Here is a 19,428-nt window from a genome sequence, read left to right as displayed (position 1 = left end):
TTCAGTCTGCGTCGTGTCTGCCGTGCTGGTTACCGAGAGTGCGAAGTTCGTCGAGGCAGGCGGCGATCGCGGGTTCGTGCGCTGTGCCATGACGGACAGCGATCTCGATCGTGCGGGTGAGCGTGTGGTCCGTCACCGGTCGCGCCGTCAGGGTCGGCGGGAGGTGAGCTGCGGCCATGTGCGGGATGAGGACCGTGTGGCCGCCGCTTGCGGCGAGAGCGATCATGGCGGAGAAGTCGGTGCAAGTGTGCCGTACCTGAGGTGTGAAGCCGGCCGATCGGCAGGCCTGGAGGACGGCGTCCCCGCAGGCTGTTTGGGGCGGGGCGGTGATCCACGGGGTGTCCGCGAGTTCCCGCAGGTCGATCGCGGATCGCTCGGGGCCGGCCGCCGGGTGGTCGGTCTGCAGGATCGCGACCAGTGGATCGGCCCTCAGGGTGTGGGCCTCGACGCCGGGGTGCGGGGGTGCGGCGAGGTTGGTGTAGCGGTAGAGCAGCGCGAGGTCGACGCGTCGCTCGAGCAGCAGTCTTACGGCGGCCTCGGGTTCGGCCTCGGTGATATGCAGCCGCAGGTCCCTGTGGACGCTCTCCAGGGCTTCGCCGAGGGGGGCGGCCACCGGTGCAAGCGCGCTGGGGAAGCAGGCGATGTGGAGGGGTCCGGTCGGCTCCCCGGTGCCGGTGTGCAGTCGGTTCTGGGCCTTTTCGAGTGCCGCGAGCACGTTTCCGGTGTCTTCAGCCAGTCGGCGGCCGGCGGCGGTGAGGTGGATGGAGCGGCCGGTGCGTTCCAGCAGGCGGGTGCGGGTCTCGTCCTCCAGGAGCCGTAGTTGTTGCGAGACGGCGGAGGGCGTGACGCTGTGGAGCTCGGCCACGGCCGTCACCGTGCCGTGGGCAGCGAGGTCACGCAGGAGGATGAGTCGTCGAACATCAAGCATTAGTTCATCTTAAAGAGGTGGTGAAGGAGATGTAGCTGGACACCAGAACATATGCGCGGCGACCCTGGCGTGATCAGCCCATGTCCCGATCAGTGTCCAGGAGTCTTCATGCGTGCCACCGTGATCCACGGTCCCCACGACATCCGGATCGAGGAGGCGCCCGACCCGGTGGTCCGTAAGCCGACCGACGCCGTAGTGCGGGTGGTGAGCGCCTGCATCTGCGGCAGCGACCTCTGGGCGTACCGCGGTGTCGCCTCCCGCACGGCGGGTCAACGGATCGGGCACGAGTTCCTCGGCACGGTCGAGGCGGTCGGCTCCGAGGTGCGGGACTTGCGCCCGGGTGACTTCGTGGTCGCCCCGTTCGTCTGGTCCGACGGCACCTGCGACTACTGCCGAGAGGGCTTGCAGACCTCCTGCCCGCAAGGCGGCTTCTGGGGCGAGGTCGGCTCCGACGGCGGCCAGGGCGAGGCCGTCCGCGTCCCGTTCGCCGACGGCACCTTGGTCAAGCTGCCCAAGGAGACAGCCGACGAGGAGAAGCTGCTGCCCAGCCTGCTCGCCCTCTCCGACGTGATGAGCACCGGCCACCACGCCGCGGTCGCCGCCCGAGTGCGGCCCGGCGCCACGGTCGCCGTGGTCGGCGACGGCGCGGTCGGGCTGTGCGGTGTGCTCGCCGCGCAGCGCCTCGGCGCCGGCCGGATCATCGCCTTGGGCCGGCACGAGCAGCGCACCGCGATCGCCCGTGGCTTCGGCGCCACCGAGGTGGTCGCCGAGCGCGGAGAGGCCGCGATCGAGGCGGTCAAGGAGCTGACCGGCGGCCAGGGCGCACACGCGGTACTGGAGGCCGTCGGCACCGAGGAGTCGATGCGCACCGCGATCTCCATCGCCCGCGACGGCGGCGCGGTCGGCTACGTCGGCGTGCCGCACGGCGGCAGCGCCGGTGTCGACATCTCCCGGATGTTCGACCGGAACGTCACGCTGGCCGGCGGCGTCGCCCCCGCACGCGCGTACATTCCCGAGCTGCTGCCGGACGTGCTGTCCGGCGCGATCGACCCCGGCCTGGTCTTCGACCGCACCGTGGACCTCGACGGGGTGCCGGACGGCTACCGCGCCATGGACGACCGCACGGCCCTCAAGATCCGCATCGCTTTCTGAAGGCACGACCCGCCACGGCCCTCAGGACACTGTCCGGGGCGGATGCCGTGATCTTCGCTGCGGGAGCGTGTGCCCGCGAAAGCGACGATCCGCGGCCCCCAAGGCCGACGGAGACGACCTCATCCGCAGCCGGTGTCTGTGCGGAAGGAAGGGTGACCGATCGTTCTGTTCCGGAAGAGAGGCCTCCATGCCGTCACATGAGACCACCCCTGCGGAGTCGGTGTGGGACTACCCCCGTCCGCCCGCCCTGCACCGCGACCCACGGCGGATCGTCGTCGAGTGCGCCGGGCAGATCCTCGCCGACACCACCGGCGCTCTGAAGATCATGGAGACCAGCCACCCACCGGTGTTCTACGTCCCCCCGGGCGACGTCCGTACGGACCTCCTTCGGGCTGCCTCCCATCACGCCTGGTGCGAGTGGAAGGGGAGGGCCGCCTTCTGGGACATCCTGGTGGGATCCGACATCCGCGCCCTCGCCGCATGGAGCTATTCCGATCCGCGGCCGCCCTACGAAGACCTCGTCGACCACTTCGCCTTCTACGCCGGCAGAGTCGACCGCTGCACCGTCGACGGCCACGCGGTGCGGCCACAGGAGGGCGACTTCTACGGAGGGTGGATCACCCCCGAGGTCCGGGGGCCGTTCAAGGGAGGCGCGCACACGCACGGCTGGTGACCGGAACCGGGAACCCCCGCTCGGGCGCTCATCGCGGCAGTCGCCCAAGCCGAGGGCTTACGTCAATCGCGCCGGCGGATCCGGAACACCGGCCCCCAACTGCCCCGCGGTCCATGGCGAGGGCGCCGGACCTCCCGGCCCCGATCCCGACCCTCAGCCCTTGCCGAGGAGCGCCGCGGGGAAGGCGCCCGCTGCTCTGACGGTTCTGGAGATGTCACCGGCCAGTTCGGTGAGGCGTGCGGTGGCGGTCGCGCCGAGGTGGGCGTACGGGGCGGCGTCGAGGCGGTCGGTGAGCACTTCGGCCTCGCCGCGCAGGATCGCGCCTGCCTGCGTGAGGTCCCCTGCTTCGTCCAGCAGGCCGCGCTCACGCAACTGCTCCCGGGCGGCGTCCCACTGCTGCGCGGACCATCCGCGGGTACGCCTGAACAGGGCCGACGTCGGTGCCGTGCCCGTGGCGTTGTGCAGGACCAGCGCCTCGATGCCGGACAGGCCGGCGATGGCCAGGGCGGCGAGGTGGCCGTCACCCCGGTGCTCGCGCAGCAGCGTCGCGGCGTGCCACAGGGCCAGGTGGGGTTCTTCGGGCACCGGGAGGCCGGCGTGCGCGGCGTACAGCGGGCGCGCCTCGCGGTGGCACGCCTCGGTGGCGCGCAGCGCCAGCCCGGCCGCCTCGGCCAGCTCCTTCGACGCGAGGACCTCCGCTCCGAGCAGCCGCCGCAGCATCCCGTCCACACCGCGCAGCACCGCCGCGAGCACCGCCTCCGGTGTGGCGACCGCCCAGGCGGCGGGGATGTACCGCTGCACATGCTCGTGGTTGAAGTTGTAGAACGTCGCGGTGACCGTGCCCGCGCCGACGGCACCGAGCGGGGCGGCGCGTCCCGCGTAGTAGGACATGGCCCCTCTCTCCAGCCCGAGCGCCGCGAGTTCGTCCTGCCGCTCCGGTGCGAAGTACACGGCCGCGTGCAGGGGACTGACGGCGTGGTGACAGCGGCGGCCAGTGCTCGCGTCGCTGGAAGAAGTCATGCTGTGGCTCCGGTATCGGTGATCAGGTGCGGTCGTACGGTCGTGCGGCCGGGTCGGCGAGACATCAGGCCTCCTCCGTGGGTTCGTGGTGGGGGCAGTCGGTCAGTCCGGCCGCGGTCTGGGTGAGGTGTCGGGTCAGGACCTCGGCCGCGGTGTCGGCATCGCGGGCGAGCGCGGCCTCTTCCAGCCGGCGATGTTCCAGGGCGCCGTCCCTGCCGGGGTTGCGGTGCGCCGACCAGCGGCGCGCCAGCTCGCTCGCGGTCCACATCCGGTCGAAGGTCTCCAGCAGGACGAGGTTGCCGCACCCCTCCAGCAGGGTGCGGTGGAAGACTCGATGGGCTTCGGCCCATGCGCTGCTGTAGTGCTCGCCCTCCTCCGGTACGTACGCCGGGGTACGGCTCAGTCGGTGATGGGCGGCTCGTACGCGGGCTTCCCAGTCGACGTCGCCGCGTTCGACGGACATACGCAGCATGGCCGGTTCGACGGTCCGGCGCGCTTCCGCGATCTCCTGCCAGCGGCGGTCGGAGAAGGCCGGGACGGCGAAGCCCCGGTTGGGCAGCCGGTCGGCGAGGCCCTCACCGACCACCCGCACGAGCGCCTCGCGCACGACGGCCAGGCTCACGCCCTGCTCTTTGGCGAGGTCTTGGGGTTTGAGGGCGTCACCGGGGGCGTGATCCCCGCGCATGATCGCGTCCCGCAGGTGTGTGTAGACCTGCTCGGAGAGCATCTGCTTCCCCGACGAGGCGGAGGTGTGGGTCGTTCGGCTCATGCCTACAGAATAGACGATCGGATGGATAATCGATTATTGATGTTATCGTCGATCTCAGTCGATCTCGGTGGTGAGCACCGGGCGACGGTGGCGACGGCTCCTGGCGCCGCCGGGGCGCAACCTCCGTCGGCCGCATCACCGCCACCCCACAGCACGGACCGAAAGGAACGACGCCATGAGCGCCAACGACCCCTTCGCCCGCCTCCCCGAGGCGGCCTCTTTCAGCGTTGCCAGCACCACCGTCGCCGACGGCGCAGCCTGGTCGATCGAGCAGTACTCCGGACTCTTCGGCGTTCCCGGCGGGAAGGACGTCTCCCCACAGCTGTCCTGGAGCGGCGCCCCGGAAGGCACCAGGAGCTACGCCGTCACCGTCTACGACCCCGACGCCCCCACCGGGTCCGGGTTCTGGCACTGGGCGGTCGCCGACATCCCCGCCACCGTCACCGGGTTGCCCGAAGGCGCCGGCGACGACACCGGCTCGGGCCTTCCCGAAGGCGCATTCCAGCTGCCCAACGACGCCCGAGCGGCCCGCTTCATAGGCGCCGCCCCGCCGGCGGGTCACGGCCCGCACCGCTACTTCACCGTGGTGCACGCCCTCGACGTCGACGCCATCGGCGTCCCCGCCGACGCCACTCCGGCCGCCCTCGGCTTCACCATGGCCGGCCACATCCTCGGCCGCGCGGTCCTGACCGCCACCGCCGAAACGCCCGCCTGAGGAACAGTCAGGAGACCCGCCTCCTCCTGTGCTCCCGACTCCCCCGGCGCCGTGAGGCAGTGTGCGCATGGGCTGTGCACCCGAGGCCTCAGGTACACACGCCAGGTCCTACGCCTCCGCCGGGACCACCGAATCGGAGCCTTCCGCAGCGACGATGAGGATCCCTTCCTCCGCGCCGCACGGCAGCGACGCATGACGTACACGGGTTTCCCACTGGGCGGGCCACAACGTGGTGGCGTCCCACAGGATTCCCTCCAGAAGCACGCCGTCCAGTTTGGCGCTGCTGAGGTCCGCTCCGACGAAGTCGTTACTGGCTCGTTCGACTTCTGCCACGGCCCGGGCGAGCATGTCGGCCTCCTCGCAGGCGACGGCCAGGTCGTCGATGAGGTCCTGGGCCACGGCGTCGACACCGAAGAGATACGGGCGCCCGCCCGGGTCGAGGGCCGCGACGGTGGGTGCGAGTTCTTCGTCGAGCAGCTCCCGGATGGCGTGAAGGCCGCCGGCGAGCCGCTCGGCGGGGTCGGCAAGGACGGACTCGACCGCGTCGAGGTAGTCCAGTCCGGTCAGCGACATGGGCGGACGGTGCGGTTCGGGCAGCTGGGACACCCGCTCGAGGTGGTCGCGAAGCCTGGTGACCATGACGAGGGCATCGCCCAGCGGTTGCGCCGCGTCGCCGAGGAGGTCGCACAGGTCCTGGACCATGCGGATGGCCTCATGCATGGCCTCGGCCAGGTCGAAGGGCCAGTAGAGGTGCACCCTGCGCAGGGCGTCCTCGCGGTACTTCACACGGACCGCCGCCGGTCGGCGGGACAGGGATCCCTTCGCGCCCATGCGTGCTCGGTGCGCGGAGTGTCGCTGGGCCAGGGCGGCGCTGGCCTCCCTGGACAGACGGCGGCTGACGCCGTGCCCCAGGGAGCGGTGGCTCGCCGCCAGGAGGCGGTCCAGTGCCAGGTCCGGGGTGCGCAGTTCGGGCGGTCCGCCCCGGGCGTTGACGCGGTCCGTGACGGCGATGCCGAGCTGGTGGTGCGCTGCGGCGAGCAGGGCGTCGACGCCGTCCCCGCAGCGGTCGCCCTGCTGCTGTGCGCGGGGGCCGTCGGGCGTCATGCCTTCCCCCTCTCGTTGACGTACCGGCCGTCGAGCCGCAGGCCTTCCTTGAGTGCTGCTCTGGCGCGGGCCAGGTTCTGCCGGACCGCCGCCTGTGTGGTGCCCATGGCGCGTGCGCTCTCCTCGGTGGTGAATCCGTCCAGGTGCCAGGCCATGGCGGCGCGTTGCTTGGCGGGGAGCTGAAGCAGTAGGGACAGCACCCGGCGTTCTTCCTCTCCCAGCTCGGCGGCGTGCGCCGGTGTCTGCCAGCGCAGGCCCGGCTGCGGCTCGGGCAGCTCCGCGCAGGTCTCTTCGAGTCTCACCTGCTGGCTCACCCAGGACCGCCAGGCCACGGTGCGCAGCCAGGCCCTGGGATAGACGACGCTGACGCCCGGGGCGCACATCTGGGTGAAGGCGTCCTGGGCAGCGTCCTGCGCCTCGTTCCAGGAGGCTCCGTGCAGGAGCAGGAAGCGGACGAGCGCGGGGTACTGCTCGTTGTGCAGGGCCCCGGCAAGCTGGATCCCCGGTTGCGGACCGTCCGCGGTCTCCAGCGGCTCGGCCAGACCCACCTCAACGCTGGGGGCGTCCTCCATGATCGTCACCCCCGCTCCGGTGGGCCGTCCCCGCCTCGAGACGGCGGGGCCGGTACGGAGCAGCCGGAACGGCCCGCCGGGCGAGGAATCGCACCCGCTCGGTCTGTGCCGTCTCAGTGATACGTGCTATCTCCACCGACACGTTGAGCCGCCGCTGAGCGATCTTCACTACGGCGTTGACGACACTGACGGCCACGGTCACCACCGCTCCGACGATCACAGGCTCCATGCCTCGCTCTTTCCTTTCACAGAAGCACCCATCCCACTCACTCGCATCACAACAGTGCTGATTCCGCGGCGTGTTGTGACATCTGCCAGGTCAGGCGCCACCCAAGCAAGTGGAACCGTGGGCTCCTGACGCGGCGCGGCGGGCCCGGCGCACGCAGCACCCCCGGCGCCCGGCCGACCTGCCCGGAAGCTTCATGCACCTGCAATGATCCGTCTCGGTCCGGGCTGGTAGACATGGTGGCGTGAGCATTCCAGTGCTGCTGCACCGCAGGTTGTACGTGGATCTGGCGCGTGTCGACGCGTCGATGTGTCGCCGCGTCTGACGTCGCCTTCGCCTGTCCAGCAGGAGGCGACCCCGGCATGACATCCCCGTAACGGCAGCACACAGAGGGAGAGCCATGAGCACTGTCGCGCGCTACGAGATCCGGCGGGCGGGACCGCGGTTCGGTGCGGAGGTGACCGGCATCGATCTGAAGGCAGGCGTCGACGACCGTACCGCCGAGGAACTGCGCCGCGCCTTCCGGGAGCACAAGGTGCTGGTCTTCCGCGGCCAGCATCTGACTCCCGCTCAGCACGTCGAGGCGGTACGTGTCTTCGCGGAACCGTTCGACCACCCGACCGCCGTGAAGGACCCCGCCCACGCGCTGGTCTACCCCTACGACGTCCGCAGGACGGGCAAGGCCAGTACCTGGCACATCGGCGGTCTGTGGCGGCAGCCCGTCTTCGCGATCGAGTCACTGACCTACGAAGTGGTGCCCGAGCTGGGTGGGCACACACTCTGGGCCGATCTCCAGGCGGCGTACGACGATTTGTCCGAGCCGTTCAAGGTGCTGCTCGAATCGGTCGGCGCGGTCTACGACGGCAACGCGGGGAACTACGCGCAAGGCAGCAAACGGACCCCGGTCGGGGAGACCGTCGAACATCCGGTCGTCCTCGAGCACCCCGAGACGGGCCGGAAGGGGCTGTTCCTCAGCACGTCGGCGATCGGTCTGACCGGCCTCACGCCGTCGGAGGGCAAGGTGCTCCTCGACCATCTGCTGCGGCACGCGTCGTCGCCCGACTACACGATCCGGTTCGGCTGGGACCCGGGCGACTTCGTGCTCTGGGACAACCGGGCGACCTGGCACTACGCCGTGGACGACTACGGCGGCGGCGCCCGCGCCTACCGCAAGGTCATCGGAGTGGAGCCGGTCCGGCAACCCGCGGTCTGACCAGGGGCGGTGAAGTCCTCGCCATCACCGAGGACTTCACGCCCATCCGTACCGACCTGGGTGCCGCCGCCCAGAAGATCGGCTTCGCCCGCGCGATCGCCGGTCCGGTCGTCTTCATCGAGGCGTCGAGATCGTCGATCTCGCGCGCCCTCACGTCCTCGACAAGCCCGAGTACGAGCGGACCGAGGACCTCCTGAGCAAGGTCGTCCGACCCACCGCAGTCCACCGCGACCCCACGGCGCATCCACGATCTCCCCCCACTCCACCACCTTCTCCCGAGCGACAAGGAACGGCCATGTCTACCCACTTCACCCGACGTAGCCTGGTACGCGGCATCACCGTGGCGACCGCTGTCGCCACCCTCGCCACCGCGCTTGCCGCCTGCGGTGGTGACAGTGACGCCGCCACCAAGACGGCCGACGCCGCCTCCGGAAGCGTGACCATCGGTCAGTTCTCCAACGGCGCCGCCACCGAGACCACTCTCGAGGTGTCCGAGGTCAAGTCGATCAGCGCCGAGCTGCCCGATGCCATAAGAAAGAGCGGCAGACTGGTGATCGGCCACGGCGCTCTGCCATCCGGTTCCGCCCCGCTCGACTACGTGGGTGACGACCAGAAGACCCTCACCGGTTCCGAGACCGACATCGGCCGCCTCGTCGCCGCGGTCCTCGGCCTCGAGCCGGAGAGCAAGAACTTCACCTGGGAGAACCTCTTCATCGGTATCGACGGCGGCAAGGTGGACGTCGCCTTCTCGAACGTCACCGACACCGAGGAGCGCAAGGAGAAGTACGAGTTCGCCTCCTACCGGCAGGACAACCTCGCCTTCGAGGTGCTGAAGTCCGCCGACTGGAAGTTCGACGGCGACTACGAGAACCTCGCAGGCAAGACCGTCTCGGTCAGCTCGGGCACCAATCAGGAGCGCATCCTCATCGAGTGGCAGAAGAAGCTGCAGAGCGAGGGCAAGAAGCTCACCATCAAGCACTATCCGGACAACAACGGCGTCTACCTGGCGCTCAACAGCGGCAAGATCGATGCTCACTTCGGGCCCAACCCGAGCATCTCCTACCACATCACCCAGACCGCGAAGACGAACAAGCCCACGGCCAACGCGGGCACCTTCTCCGGCGCCGGCGAGACGCTCCAGGGCCTGATCGCGGCCACCTCCAAGAAGGACAGCGGTCTCGCCGAGCCGATCGCCGACGCGATCAACTACCTGATCAAGAACGGTCAGTACGCCAAGTGGCTGGCCGCCTGGAACCTCTCCAACGAGGCCGTCGCCAAGTCCGAGGTCAACCCGCCCGGGCTGCCGCTCGACAACTCCTGATCCGCCACCCGCTCCGGGGCCCGCCATCGTCACCTGCGCGGCCCCGGAGCGGGTTCGGCCGCACCGGTCGTGTCCTCGTCGGTCGCGGGCCACAGAGCGTGCCGTCGCGAAGGGCGCGTCGGCTCGTCGTCCGCCAGACAAAGAAGGGCCCCGGCGTCATGCTTGCCCTGACCGATCTTCTCTTCGCAGTGACGCCGTTCCGCGGCCCGTACCAAGGCTCGCTGCGCACCAGGCTCCAGGGCGCGGCCGGGCTGCGATGATCACACCCGCGGACTCGTCCGCCTCGACCGACCCCTGCCCGGCGCCCTCCGCCGGGCGAAGGCGGACAGCGATCGCCGGCACCCTGATCGCCGCGTTCGGTGGCTTCGCCGGCTTCAATCTGACACTTTCCGCGATGCCCGCGTACGCCGTCCGCTCCGGCGCCGGACCGTCGGGCGCCGGAGTGCTCACCGCCACCCTGATGGCGGCCACCTTGGTCGTCCAGCCCTTCACACCGTGGCTCTTCGCGCGGCTCGGACGAAGGTACGCACTCGCCATGAGCGGTGCGCTGCTCGGGCTGCCGTGCCTGGTCCTGCCGGCTGTCTCCACGCTGCCCGCCCTGACCGGCCTCGCGGCAGTACGCGGGCTGGGCTTCGGCGTGTTCGTCGTCGCCGGTGTCACCTTCACCGCTGAGCTGTTCCCGTCCGGCAACCGGGGGCGAGCCCTCGGCTGGTACGGCGCGGTGGTCGGTGTCGCCGGCGTCCTGGGGGCTCCGCTGGGCATCGCCCTGGCCCGGCAGGAGGCGTACGGGCTCGCCTTCGCACTGGCGGCGGGCACGGCCGCACTGGTCGTGGTCGGCTCGTTCGGCCTTTCTCGCACCGCCGCGCCCGCCCGCCCGGCCGGACCTCGCTCCGGCCGCCCGTGGACCCCGCACGGAACATGGCGGTCGCTGCGCCCCATGACCGGCCCCCTCATGGTGGAGGCCGCCTCCACCACGGCCTACGGCGTCGTCTTCACCTTCCTGCCGCTGACCGCCTCGGCCGCGCCCGGGGCGCTGCTCGCCGCGCAGGCCTCCACCGTGCTCTCCCGGCTCGGAGCCGGGTGGCTCATCGACAGGTACGGCGGCCGACAGGTGCTCCTGCCCGCCGTTGTGGCCACGACGATCGGCACCGCCTCGGGCGCGGCGTCTCACGACCCCGCTCTGCTGCTGGCCGGTACAGCCCTGTTCGGGGCGGGCTTCGGCGCGGTCCAGAGCGCCACCCTGGTCCTCGCCATGCAGGCGGCCGGCGACCGCCCCGGCGGCCTCGGCGTGGCCGGGGTCGCATGGAACATCGCCTTCGACGGCGGTACCGGGATCGGATCACTCGCGGGCGGCCCCCTGCTCTCCCTCGGCGGCCCGTCCACCCTCTTCCCGGCGACGGCGGCCGTGCTGGCCGCATTCTTCCTCCTGGACCTTCGCAGAGCGCATCTGCCGGATTCGAAGAAATGCGGTTCATCTCAGGACAACTGACCGACCGCCACTCCCCCCGTGCATTCGCTCCGCCGGGAGCCTGGCCGACAACTGCACGCAGTTGAGCGCCAGTTGCTAGTGTTGGGTCATGCGGATCGGTGTGAATGTCCCCAACTTCGGTCCGGGTGCGAACCCGGACAACCTGGCCCGCTGGGCCAAAACCTCGGAGGGTCTCGGATTCGACCTGTTGATGCTCTCCGACCATGTGGCGATCACATCGGATGTCGCCCGGCAATATCCCGCCCCATTTTACGAACCGTTCACAACTCTCTCCTGGCTGGCCGGAATCACGACGAGGATAGAGCTGGGCACGACGGTGCTCATCGCGCCCTACCGGCCCCCGCTGCTGGTCGCCCGCATGGCTGCCAACCTGCAACAACTCAGCGGCGGCCGGCTGATCCTCGGCGTCGGGGTCGGTTGGGCACGGGAGGAGTTCGAGGCGCTGGGCATCCCGTTCGAACGGCGTGGTGCTCTGACCGACGAACTCCTTCGGGCCCTACGTGTCGCATGGGAGAACGACGACGACTATCGCTGCGGACAGATTCCCATCTGGGTCGGCGGCAACAGCGACGCCGCAATAAGGCGTGCCGTTCGACTTGGTTCTCCATGGCATCCACTGCGGTTCACGATGCCCTGGTTCAGGGACGCCTTGGATCGACTGAAGGATATTGCGGCCGAGCTCGATCAGCCGGTACCGGAGTTGGCGCCGCGCATCTATCTCCGGCTCACGGAAAGGCCGATCGACGACCCGGATCGCCGGGCCGGCGAGGGAACCCTCGAGCAGATTCTCGAGGACATCGAGGAATTGCGCCTTGCCGGTGCCGAAACCGTGCTGCTCGATCCGTACCACGGCGATCCGAACGAAACCCTGCGGCCCGAGGCGGCGTGGCAGGCGCTGGCGACGGTGGCCGCGCACCGGCCCTAGCCGACACCCCCAACGAGACGGAGTATCAGTGGCCCTCAACGACCACGACCTTCCCGAGAGCGGCGCCGACCGCTCCACCACCGTCCCCGAAGCCGAACTGCCCTATCTGCGTCGCTGCATCGAGCTGGCGGCCGAGGCGGTGGAGGCCGGCGACTGGCCGTTCGGATCCGTGCTCGTCGATGCGGACGGCAAGATCCTTGCCGAGGACCGCAACCGCGAGTCCACCACGGGCGACCCGACCCGGCACCCCGAATTCGAACTCGCCCGCTGGGCCGCGACCCACCTGAGCGCCGAGGAGCGGGCCACGGCGACCGTGTACACCTCGGGTGAGCACTGCCCGATGTGCGCGGCCGCACACGGGTGGGCAGGACTGGGCCGCATCGTGTACGCGAGCTCGTCCCAGCAAGCTCGGGACTGGAAGGCGGAGTGGGGCGTGCCGGTCACCTCGCCCTTGAGTCCGCTGTCGATCCAGGACGTCGTGCCCGGCCTCGTGGTGGCGGGTCCCGTCCCGGAACTCGCCGAACAGGTACGGGAGTTGCAGTGGCGTGCCCGCACCGGGAGCAGCGCGAGCGCCTGACGCCGGCATGAACACCGGGGCCTGGCAGCGGAATCGCTGCCAGGCCCCGTTCGTTGCCGTGGATTCGCGGGTCAGACCATGAACTGGTCGTACTTCGCCATGTGCTCCTGCAGTTCCTCCAGGCTGGGGTTGCGCCCGTTGGCCGTCAGGCGCCCCAAGCCGCGGAAGTAGTCCTCACGGTTGTAGATCGGGTAGAACATGATCAGCAGCGTGGCGTCCTCGTTGCCCCTGTTCGTGAAGCCGTGCGGCTCGCCCTTGGGTATGTAGGCGAACGCGCCGGGTTCACCCACGACCTTGCGGTCGCCGATGGTGAACTCGATCTCACCCTTCACCACGTAGAACATCTCGGTGGAGTCCTTGTGGATGTGCGGGCTGGCACCGCTCGCCTCCGGAGCCATGTGGTGCTCGAAGAAGCCGAACTCGCCGTTGGAGTCCGGCGTGGTGAGCTTGAGGTACGTCCTCTTGGTGTCCCGGATGTTGACGAACTCGCCTTCGCCCGAAGGAACATACAGCGGAACGGACATGTCTCTCCTTGAGTGGTGATCAACTGTGCCGACTCGACTACGGGAGCGGCATGCATGGTGGTTACGTGGCCTCGGCCAGGCTCGGGTCCGGTCGGTGCCTGCCGGCCGCCTGTGCCTGTGCCCATCGGCCGATGGCCGGCGCGGCAAGTCCGCAGACGGCGAACAGCGCGGCCAGGACGACCCATCCGGTGGAGCCGGCCGTGACGACCAGGCTGACCAGGACCGGTGCCGCGATCTGCTGGACGGCCACGCCGAGCCAGAAGACCGAGAGGTAGACGCCTTCCTGACCGGGCACCGCGAGCAGGTAGGAGCCGCCCCAGCCACCGGCGGACTGGAACAACTCGCCGCCGGTCAGCGCGACCATGGCCAGCAGCAGCACGCCGACGCCCAGGACGACCGGCAGCTTCGGCGCCGCGACGAGCAGCAGGCAGCAGACCGCGAGGGAGATGCCGGCCCATACCAGGGCCCGTGCGGCGCCGGCGATGGTGTCGGTCCCCCGGCTGGCCCGCACCTGCAGGGCGACTGCGAGCACGGTGTTGACCGCCACCAGGGGGGAGATCAGCGCCGAGGAGACGTCGGTGTGCCCGACGATCCACAGCGGGATACCGATGCTCAGCAGGGTCATGTGCATGGTGAGCACGGCGTTGATGCCGGTGAACGACAGGAACGATCCGTCCCGCAGCACACTGACCGAGAAGCGCCGACGCAGGCTCTTCGCCGACGCGTTGAGCACCGGCAGCCGGGCGGCCAGGCTCGCGAGCACGGCGAAGGAGGCGGCGTTGACCAGCAGGATCGCGGTGTACCCCGCCCGGGTGTCGATCAGCAGCCCGATGCCGCCCAGGAGGGCGCCGAGGGTGAAGCCGACGTTGCGCAGCGACCGGAGGATCGCCACCACCCTGACCCGGTCGTCGGCCGCCGTCGCCTGCCCGACGAGGGCCTGTTCCATCGGTGCCGCCGCCTTGTCGACCAGGCCGAGCAGGCACACCACGGTCAGGAACTGCCACAGGTTCTGGACGAGCGGGTAGACCACGAAGCAGGCGCAGCGCCACAGGCTCACCCCGACCAGCACCTTCTTCGGGCCGATCCGGTCGGCCAGGATGCCGATCGGAATGGCCGTGGCCAGGGCGATGGCGGCCGACAAGGCCAGGCCGAAACCGAGGTTGCCCTCGGACAGGTGCACCGACCTGGTGACGAACGGCACGGAGACGGCCAGGAAGGCACCGGTGCCCACCGCGTCGATCATCGCCATCACGGCCAGCCTTGTGCCGACCGATCCTCCGGGCATGGACCCGCGCCATCCGCGGACGCGTTGCCACAGAACAGACATGTGTTTCCTCAATCGGTAGCGATGCGGATGGCAGCGTCCGCGTCCAGGACGCGCTGACGGGTGGTGTCCGCGTCCGGGCCGGTCGCGATGACGTGCCCGGCGCGGTCCCAGGAGGATGCCCACGGCCGGACCTCCTGGCCTGCCTCGACATCCACCTCCGCGACGTGGACGCCGGGCAACCCCTGCGCTGTGTCCACGCCGGCGACCTCCGTCACGGTGCCCGGCTCGGCGGCCAGGAACCGGATCGCCGAGGTCTGCCGCGCGGAGCGGGGCAGGGTGACCGTACGGCCGGCCAGCAGGTCGATCAGGGTCAGCCTGATCCGTGTTTCGTATGCCAGGTCGATGAGGTCGATCAGGTAGTCACCAGGGCAGCGGCCGGCGCATTCGACCAGCGTCGGGCCCGACTCGGTCAGGATCCACTCCGCGTGCAGGATGCCGGTCCGGAAGCCGATCGCGGCGACCAGCGCCCGCATGGCCGTCTCGAACGCGGCCTGCGTGTCCTGGTCGAGCGGGGCAGGCAGCAGATGGCCGAGCTCGACGGGATACGGGCCCGGGACGACGGTCTTGGCCGTGACGTTCTCGAAGATGATCTCGCCCTGCCGTACCAGCGCCTCCACGCTGTACTCGGGACCCCGCAGGCGTTCCTCGGCGAGGAAGCGCCATGCCAGCTGCCGGTCGGGCACCTGCTCGTACTCGGCGGCGGACGAGGTCCGCCGCCATGCCTGCGCCGCGGTGGCGGCGTCGACCGAGTCGAGCAGTTGCACGCCGACACTCGCCTGCCGGTTCGCCGGCTTGACCACGACCGGACCGTCGCCGGCGAACTCGAGGATGTCCGCGGGGCCGTGCACCTCGCGCCAGCGCGGATTGCGGACGCCGCCCGCGCCGGAGACCTCGCGCAGCCGGACCTTGTCCCGCAGCGCCTGCGCGGCCGTTTCGGTCGCTCCCGGCAGCCCGAGCTTCTCGGCCAACGCGGCCGTTGCCGGCACCGCGTACTCCAGCCCCGGGACGACGGCGGCCACCGGCCGCGCGGCCGTCAGCTCGGCCGCCAGGTCGAGGGCCTCGGCCGACTGCTGGTAGCCCGCCGGGACGATCCGGTCCAGGCAGTCGAAGCGTGCCGCCGCGTCCTGCAGTCGGCGCTTGCGGATGATGTCGGGTTCCTCGATCACCACGACCGACCCGCTGGGGACGCTCCCGTCGATGGCGCGCAGGTAGGCCGCGTTGTAGCCGACGAACACCACCTGTGCGTCGGTGGCGGGGGTGCTCATGGCGACCTCCTGGTCGTGGGTGTGGACCACTGCATCGTCACTGCCTTTCTTCGGGGTGGGGGGACTCGTGACCGGCGGTGCTCATACGGGCGTACCGAGCGCTCCGGCGCGACCGTCCGCTCGTACGGACGTGTCGTCGATGACGACCTCGATGGCGGCGAGCACCTCCGCGCAGCGGGCGCGGGCCTCCTCGGGAGAGGCGCCGAAGACGATGACGTGCCCGTGCCGGCTCTTGGAGTCGACGACCGCCGGTACGGTGTCGCCCGGCCGCAGCCGGAGGCTCAGCTCGTCGACGTGTCCGAGCCGAGCGGCTGTCTCCAGGCCGTGGATCTCGTCGACGCGGCCGGGTGGAAAGGTGAAGAACCGCACGATCGCGGTCGCCGTGGGCTCGGCGGGCTCGGCCGGTCTGTCCGCCAGGGCGGCGAAGATCGCCTGTTCGATGTCGAGTCCGGTGGCGAGCTCGACGAGCCGCGGTATCCGGTCACCGCCGAGCCGGGCCTGCGACTCGACGATGCGCGGGCCGTTCGGTGTCCAGATCACCTCGGTGTGCGCGGGGCCGAACCGGTACCCGCACGTCGTGAGGAACTGCGTGGTGAGTTCCTCGACGGCCCGCCGGCGGTCCTGGGGCAGCGGCGCCGGATGCACGTGCCCCACTTCCACGAAGAGCGGGGGTGGTCCCAGCAGCTTCTCGGTGATGCCGACGACCTGGTGCCGGCCGTCCCTGCTCAGCGTCTCCACGCTGTATTCGGGACCCCGCAGATACTCCTCGACGAGGAACGGGCCGTCGTAGCCGTACTGGTCGACGAGTGCGGTCCAGGCCGCGCGGTCCTGCGCCTCCTGCCACAGGAACACCCCTCGGCTGCCGGCCAGCGCGGTCGGCTTGACCACGGCCGGGTAGCCGATGCGCTCGACCGCGTCCGGCACCTCATGCCGCGTCGGTGCGGCCTCGTAGGACACCGGGGACAGCCCGTGCCGGGCGAGCAGGTCCCGCATCGCTCGCTTGTCGGCGAGAAGGCGGATCGCCGCGGCCGGGTTGAGCTCGGTGTGCAGGTCCTCGGCCACCTCGTAGGCGGTGACCATCGTTTCCTCCCTGCCGATGTGGTAGATCAGCGTGGCGCGGTGTTCCTGGGCCACCTCGTGGAGGGTGTGGCGCAGCAGCTCCGCGTCCCGGAAGTCGGCCGACACGAACAGGTCCGCCAGGGCGCGCACGTCGTCGAGGTAGTCCGGCGACTCCAGCCGGGGGTCCCAGATCGCACCGACCCAGAACCCCTCGGCCTGTGCTTTCCGTACGAACTGGCGGTACGGCATCACCATCAGCAGGCGGGGCCGGTCATCGGTGGGGCCGTGCGCCGTCACCGGGCACCGCCGTTGTGCGCGGCCGCGGCCGGTACCTGCTCGGCCTCGCGGCCGAGCAGGCTCAGGTACCGCTCGCCGGTGTCGGGCAGCAGGGTCACGATGCGCCGGCCCCGGTACTCCGGACGGGCGGCCAGGACGCCGGACGCGTGGACGACGGCACCGGCCGACACACCGACCATCAGTCCGGCGCGCTGTGCGAGGCGTCGGGTGGTGTCCAGGGCGTCCGCGTCGGAGACCGCGATGACCTCGTCGATGAGGTTCCGTTCCGTGGTGGGCGCGATGAAGCCGCCGTTGAAGCCCGGGATGGTGTGGGTGCCGGGCTCGCCTCCGGACAGCAGCGGCGAGCCCGCCGGTTCCACCGCCACGATCCGGACCGCGGGATGGCTCTCGCGCAGGTACCGCCCGGCGCCACTGAGCGTGCCGCCGGTGCCCACTCCGCAGACGAACACGTCGATCCGCCCGTCGGCGTCGCTCCAGATCTCGGGGCCGGTCGTCTCGTAGTGGGCGCGTGTGTTGTCCGGGTTGTCGTGCTGGCAGCAGAACCACGAGCCGGGGGTCTGCCGGTGGAGTTCCTCGGCCTTGTCGACCGCCGCCTGGTAGCCGCCCGTGTGCGGGGTCCGTACCACCTGGGCGCCGAGCGAGCGGAGCATGGCCACCCGCTCCTGAGTGGCGTTGTCCGGCAGCACGATGACGCAGCGGTAGCCGCGGGCCGCCGACAGCGCGGCCAGCGAGATGCCGGTGTTGCCCGAGGTCGCCTCGATCACGGTGCCGTCTCCCGGGGAGAGCAGCCCCCGCTCCTCGGCGCCGCGCAGCATCGACAGCGCGGCCCGGTCCTTGCTGCTGGACCAGGGGTTGAACAGTTCCAGCTTCGCCAGCACCTCGGCGTCGGCCGGGGCACCGTCCACGATGCGGTGAACCGGCAGCCGGAGCAGCGGCGTCCCACCGATCAGGTCGACCAGTGAGTCCGCGACCGGGCGCCGGGCGACCTGCTCGGTCCGGATGCTGATCTCCTGCGCGGCCGCCTCCGCGGTGCGCGCCGCGAGCTCGGCGGTCTCGGCCACCACGAGCACATGTCCGGCGCGGTCGCCGTTGCGACGCAACTCCCGCACCACGGAACCCGGCTTGGGCTTGACGACGACCTCCTCCACGCCGGGCAGGGCGGCAGCCCGCTGCTGCCCGCCGACCGACACGACTCGGCCGGGCCGCGCGGTCAGGTAGCGGATGGCGGCGCCGCCGACCGGCCGCTCGGGAAGCACCCGGGCCGGCAGCGGCTGCCCGAGGTACTGCCGGGCCACCAGCTCCAGGGACCGGATCCCGAGAGCGCGGTCCACCAGGTAGGTGATCTTGCCGCCCGCGGGCCGCGGGTTGATCTCGATGAGCTTGGGCCCGGACTCGGTCACCTTGATCTCGACATGGGCCATGCCCAGGTCGAACCCGACCGCGCGGAGCGCTTCCACGGCGAGGTCGCCGCAGGCGCGCACCACCGGCTCGGGCAGGCTGGAGGGGAAGGTGTGGGCCAGCTCGACGAAGTAGCCCTGGCCGGTGACCGACTTGTCGGTCACTCCGAACACCTCGTACCGGTCGCCGTCGGCCAGCACCTCCACACTGACCTCGGGGCCGCTGAGGTACTCCTCGACCATCAGCTCGTGATAGCGGGCCTGGCCGCGGGTGTTCTCCACCCGGGACCGGATCAGTGCGACATGCTCAGCCGCCTCGGCCGCGGTCTCCACCAGCCGGACGTCGGCACTGCTGGTCTCGTCGGCCGGTTTCACCACGCAGGGCAGGCCGATCTCCGCCGCGGCCGCCTCGGCCTCGGCGGGATTCCGCACGGTGCGGAACGCCGGTATCGCGACGCCGAGTTCGGCGCACCGTCGGCGCATCAGCGCCTTGTTGCGTGCCGTCGCGACGCCGTCGACGCTGACCGTGGGAAGTCCGAGGTGGACCGCCACCTCGGCGGCCACGACCACGTCGTACTCCGCCAGGGTCAGGAACGCGTCAAAGGGATGCTCGGCCCCGGCCGCGTGCACGTGCGGCAGAAGGCCCTCGAAGGTGTTCGTCTCGCAGTGCACGATCTCGTCGACGTAGTTGTCGAAGTAGGCCGGTCCGCCCGGCACTTCCAGGTACCGGTCCAGGTCGCGGGTGAAGAAGGTGACGCGGCAATCGAGTTCCTTGATGATCTGCAGGCCTTCGAAGCCGGATCCGGAGAGGTTGCTCTCCACGACACCGACGTGAATCATCTATGCCTCCAATGGCATGCCGACACGTGGTCGGA

General features: G+C 70.4%; 18 protein-coding genes and 1 pseudogene. 8 read left to right on the top strand and 11 right to left on the bottom strand.

The features are described 5' to 3' along the window. Position 1: 1 nt before the first annotated feature. Positions 2–928, bottom strand: coding sequence for a LysR family transcriptional regulator (locus OG933_RS43145; protein WP_405632879.1), 927 nt, complete (start codon positions 926–928; stop codon positions 2–4). A gap of 108 nt (positions 929–1,036) precedes the next feature. On the opposite strand from OG933_RS43145, the gene OG933_RS43140 reads away from it, so the two are divergent. Then, positions 1,037–2,080 carry a zinc-dependent alcohol dehydrogenase family protein gene (locus OG933_RS43140; protein WP_405632877.1) on the top strand — a complete coding sequence of 348 codons (1,044 nt, stop codon included), beginning with the start codon at positions 1,037–1,039 and terminating at the stop codon, positions 2,078–2,080. A 187-nt stretch (positions 2,081–2,267) separates the two neighbouring features. After that, positions 2,268–2,753 (top strand): DUF427 domain-containing protein, encoded by a 486-nt coding sequence (locus tag OG933_RS43135; RefSeq protein ID WP_362525787.1) that lies wholly within the window; start codon positions 2,268–2,270, stop codon positions 2,751–2,753. A 153-nt stretch (positions 2,754–2,906) separates the two neighbouring features. Here OG933_RS43135 and OG933_RS43130 read toward each other — a convergent pair whose 3' ends face one another. Next, complete coding sequence (locus tag OG933_RS43130) at positions 2,907–3,773, bottom strand: SCO6745 family protein (RefSeq protein ID WP_405632873.1); 867 nt, start codon at positions 3,771–3,773, stop codon at positions 2,907–2,909. Positions 3,774–3,837: 64 nt separating this feature from the next. Then, positions 3,838–4,542: a GntR family transcriptional regulator gene (locus OG933_RS43125; protein WP_362525793.1), complete on the bottom strand. Its 705-nt coding sequence runs from the start codon at positions 4,540–4,542 to the stop codon at positions 3,838–3,840. Positions 4,543–4,717: 175 nt separating this feature from the next. Here OG933_RS43125 and OG933_RS43120 point away from each other — a divergent pair, with 175 nt between their 5' ends. Then, positions 4,718–5,257 carry a YbhB/YbcL family Raf kinase inhibitor-like protein gene (locus OG933_RS43120; protein WP_362525796.1) on the top strand — a complete coding sequence of 180 codons (540 nt, stop codon included), beginning with the start codon at positions 4,718–4,720 and terminating at the stop codon, positions 5,255–5,257. A 108-nt stretch (positions 5,258–5,365) separates the two neighbouring features. On the opposite strand, the gene OG933_RS43115 is transcribed toward OG933_RS43120, so the two are convergent. Beyond that, complete coding sequence (locus tag OG933_RS43115) at positions 5,366–6,361, bottom strand: hypothetical protein (protein ID WP_362525799.1); 996 nt, start codon at positions 6,359–6,361, stop codon at positions 5,366–5,368. Continuing rightward, positions 6,358–6,933: an RNA polymerase sigma factor gene (locus tag OG933_RS43110; protein ID WP_362525802.1), complete on the bottom strand. Its 576-nt coding sequence runs from the start codon at positions 6,931–6,933 to the stop codon at positions 6,358–6,360. The genes OG933_RS43115 and OG933_RS43110 overlap by 4 nt, the downstream gene beginning before the upstream one ends. Positions 6,934–7,559: 626 nt before the next feature. Here OG933_RS43110 and OG933_RS43105 point away from each other — a divergent pair. The 5 genes from OG933_RS43105 to OG933_RS43085 all read left to right on the top strand — a co-directional run bounded on the left by OG933_RS43105 (position 7,560) and on the right by OG933_RS43085 (position 12,684). Further along, entirely contained in the window at positions 7,560–8,372 is an 813-nt protein-coding gene (locus OG933_RS43105; protein ID WP_405632869.1) for a TauD/TfdA dioxygenase family protein, read from the top strand. A 295-nt stretch (positions 8,373–8,667) separates the two neighbouring features. Further along, positions 8,668–9,693, top strand: a complete 1,026-nt coding sequence (locus tag OG933_RS43100) for a transporter substrate-binding domain-containing protein (protein WP_405632867.1) — start codon at positions 8,668–8,670, stop codon at positions 9,691–9,693. A 256-nt stretch (positions 9,694–9,949) separates the two neighbouring features. Further along, on the top strand, positions 9,950–11,182 hold the full coding sequence (locus OG933_RS43095) for an MFS transporter (protein ID WP_405632865.1): 1,233 nt from the start codon (positions 9,950–9,952) through the stop codon (positions 11,180–11,182). 88 nt (positions 11,183–11,270) lie between these two features. After that, on the top strand, positions 11,271–12,107 hold the full coding sequence (locus OG933_RS43090) for an LLM class flavin-dependent oxidoreductase (protein WP_405632863.1): 837 nt from the start codon (positions 11,271–11,273) through the stop codon (positions 12,105–12,107). A 28-nt stretch (positions 12,108–12,135) separates the two neighbouring features. Beyond that, on the top strand, positions 12,136–12,684 hold the full coding sequence (locus OG933_RS43085; protein ID WP_362525817.1) for a nucleoside deaminase: 549 nt from the start codon (positions 12,136–12,138) through the stop codon (positions 12,682–12,684). Between the two features lie 71 nt (positions 12,685–12,755). Here the strand turns inward: OG933_RS43085 and OG933_RS43080 are convergent, their stop codons facing one another. The 6 genes and pseudogenes from OG933_RS43080 to OG933_RS43055 form a co-directional block, all read right to left on the bottom strand. After that, complete coding sequence (locus OG933_RS43080) at positions 12,756–13,208, bottom strand: cupin domain-containing protein (RefSeq protein WP_054244704.1); 453 nt, start codon at positions 13,206–13,208, stop codon at positions 12,756–12,758. A gap of 61 nt (positions 13,209–13,269) precedes the next feature. Next, complete coding sequence (locus OG933_RS43075; protein ID WP_405632860.1) at positions 13,270–14,493, bottom strand: MFS transporter; 1,224 nt, start codon at positions 14,491–14,493, stop codon at positions 13,270–13,272. A gap of 50 nt (positions 14,494–14,543) precedes the next feature. Next, positions 14,544–15,800, bottom strand: coding sequence for an ATP-grasp domain-containing protein (locus tag OG933_RS43070; RefSeq protein WP_405632858.1), 1,257 nt, complete (start codon positions 15,798–15,800; stop codon positions 14,544–14,546). A gap of 81 nt (positions 15,801–15,881) precedes the next feature. Continuing rightward, a complete protein-coding gene (locus OG933_RS43065; RefSeq protein WP_405632857.1) occupies positions 15,882–17,156 on the bottom strand; it encodes an ATP-grasp domain-containing protein in 1,275 nt (424 codons plus the stop codon). Next, a complete protein-coding gene (locus tag OG933_RS43060) occupies positions 17,153–18,412 on the bottom strand; it encodes a cysteine synthase (protein WP_405633706.1) in 1,260 nt (419 codons plus the stop codon). Before OG933_RS43060 ends, OG933_RS43065 begins: the two co-directional genes overlap by 4 nt. Positions 18,413–18,439: 27 nt before the next feature. Then, positions 18,440–19,393, bottom strand: a pseudogene (locus tag OG933_RS43055) (acetyl-CoA carboxylase biotin carboxylase subunit family protein); the annotation flags it as partial. Positions 19,394–19,428 lie beyond the last annotated feature (35 nt).

Origin of the sequence: Streptomyces sp. NBC_00016 (assembly GCF_045040885.1) — a bacterium.
Taxonomy (GTDB): Bacteria; Actinomycetota; Actinomycetes; order Streptomycetales; family Streptomycetaceae; genus Streptomyces; species Streptomyces coriariae.
Note: the sequence above shows the minus strand (reverse complement) of the source record. Positions and strands in the feature narration are given on the sequence as shown.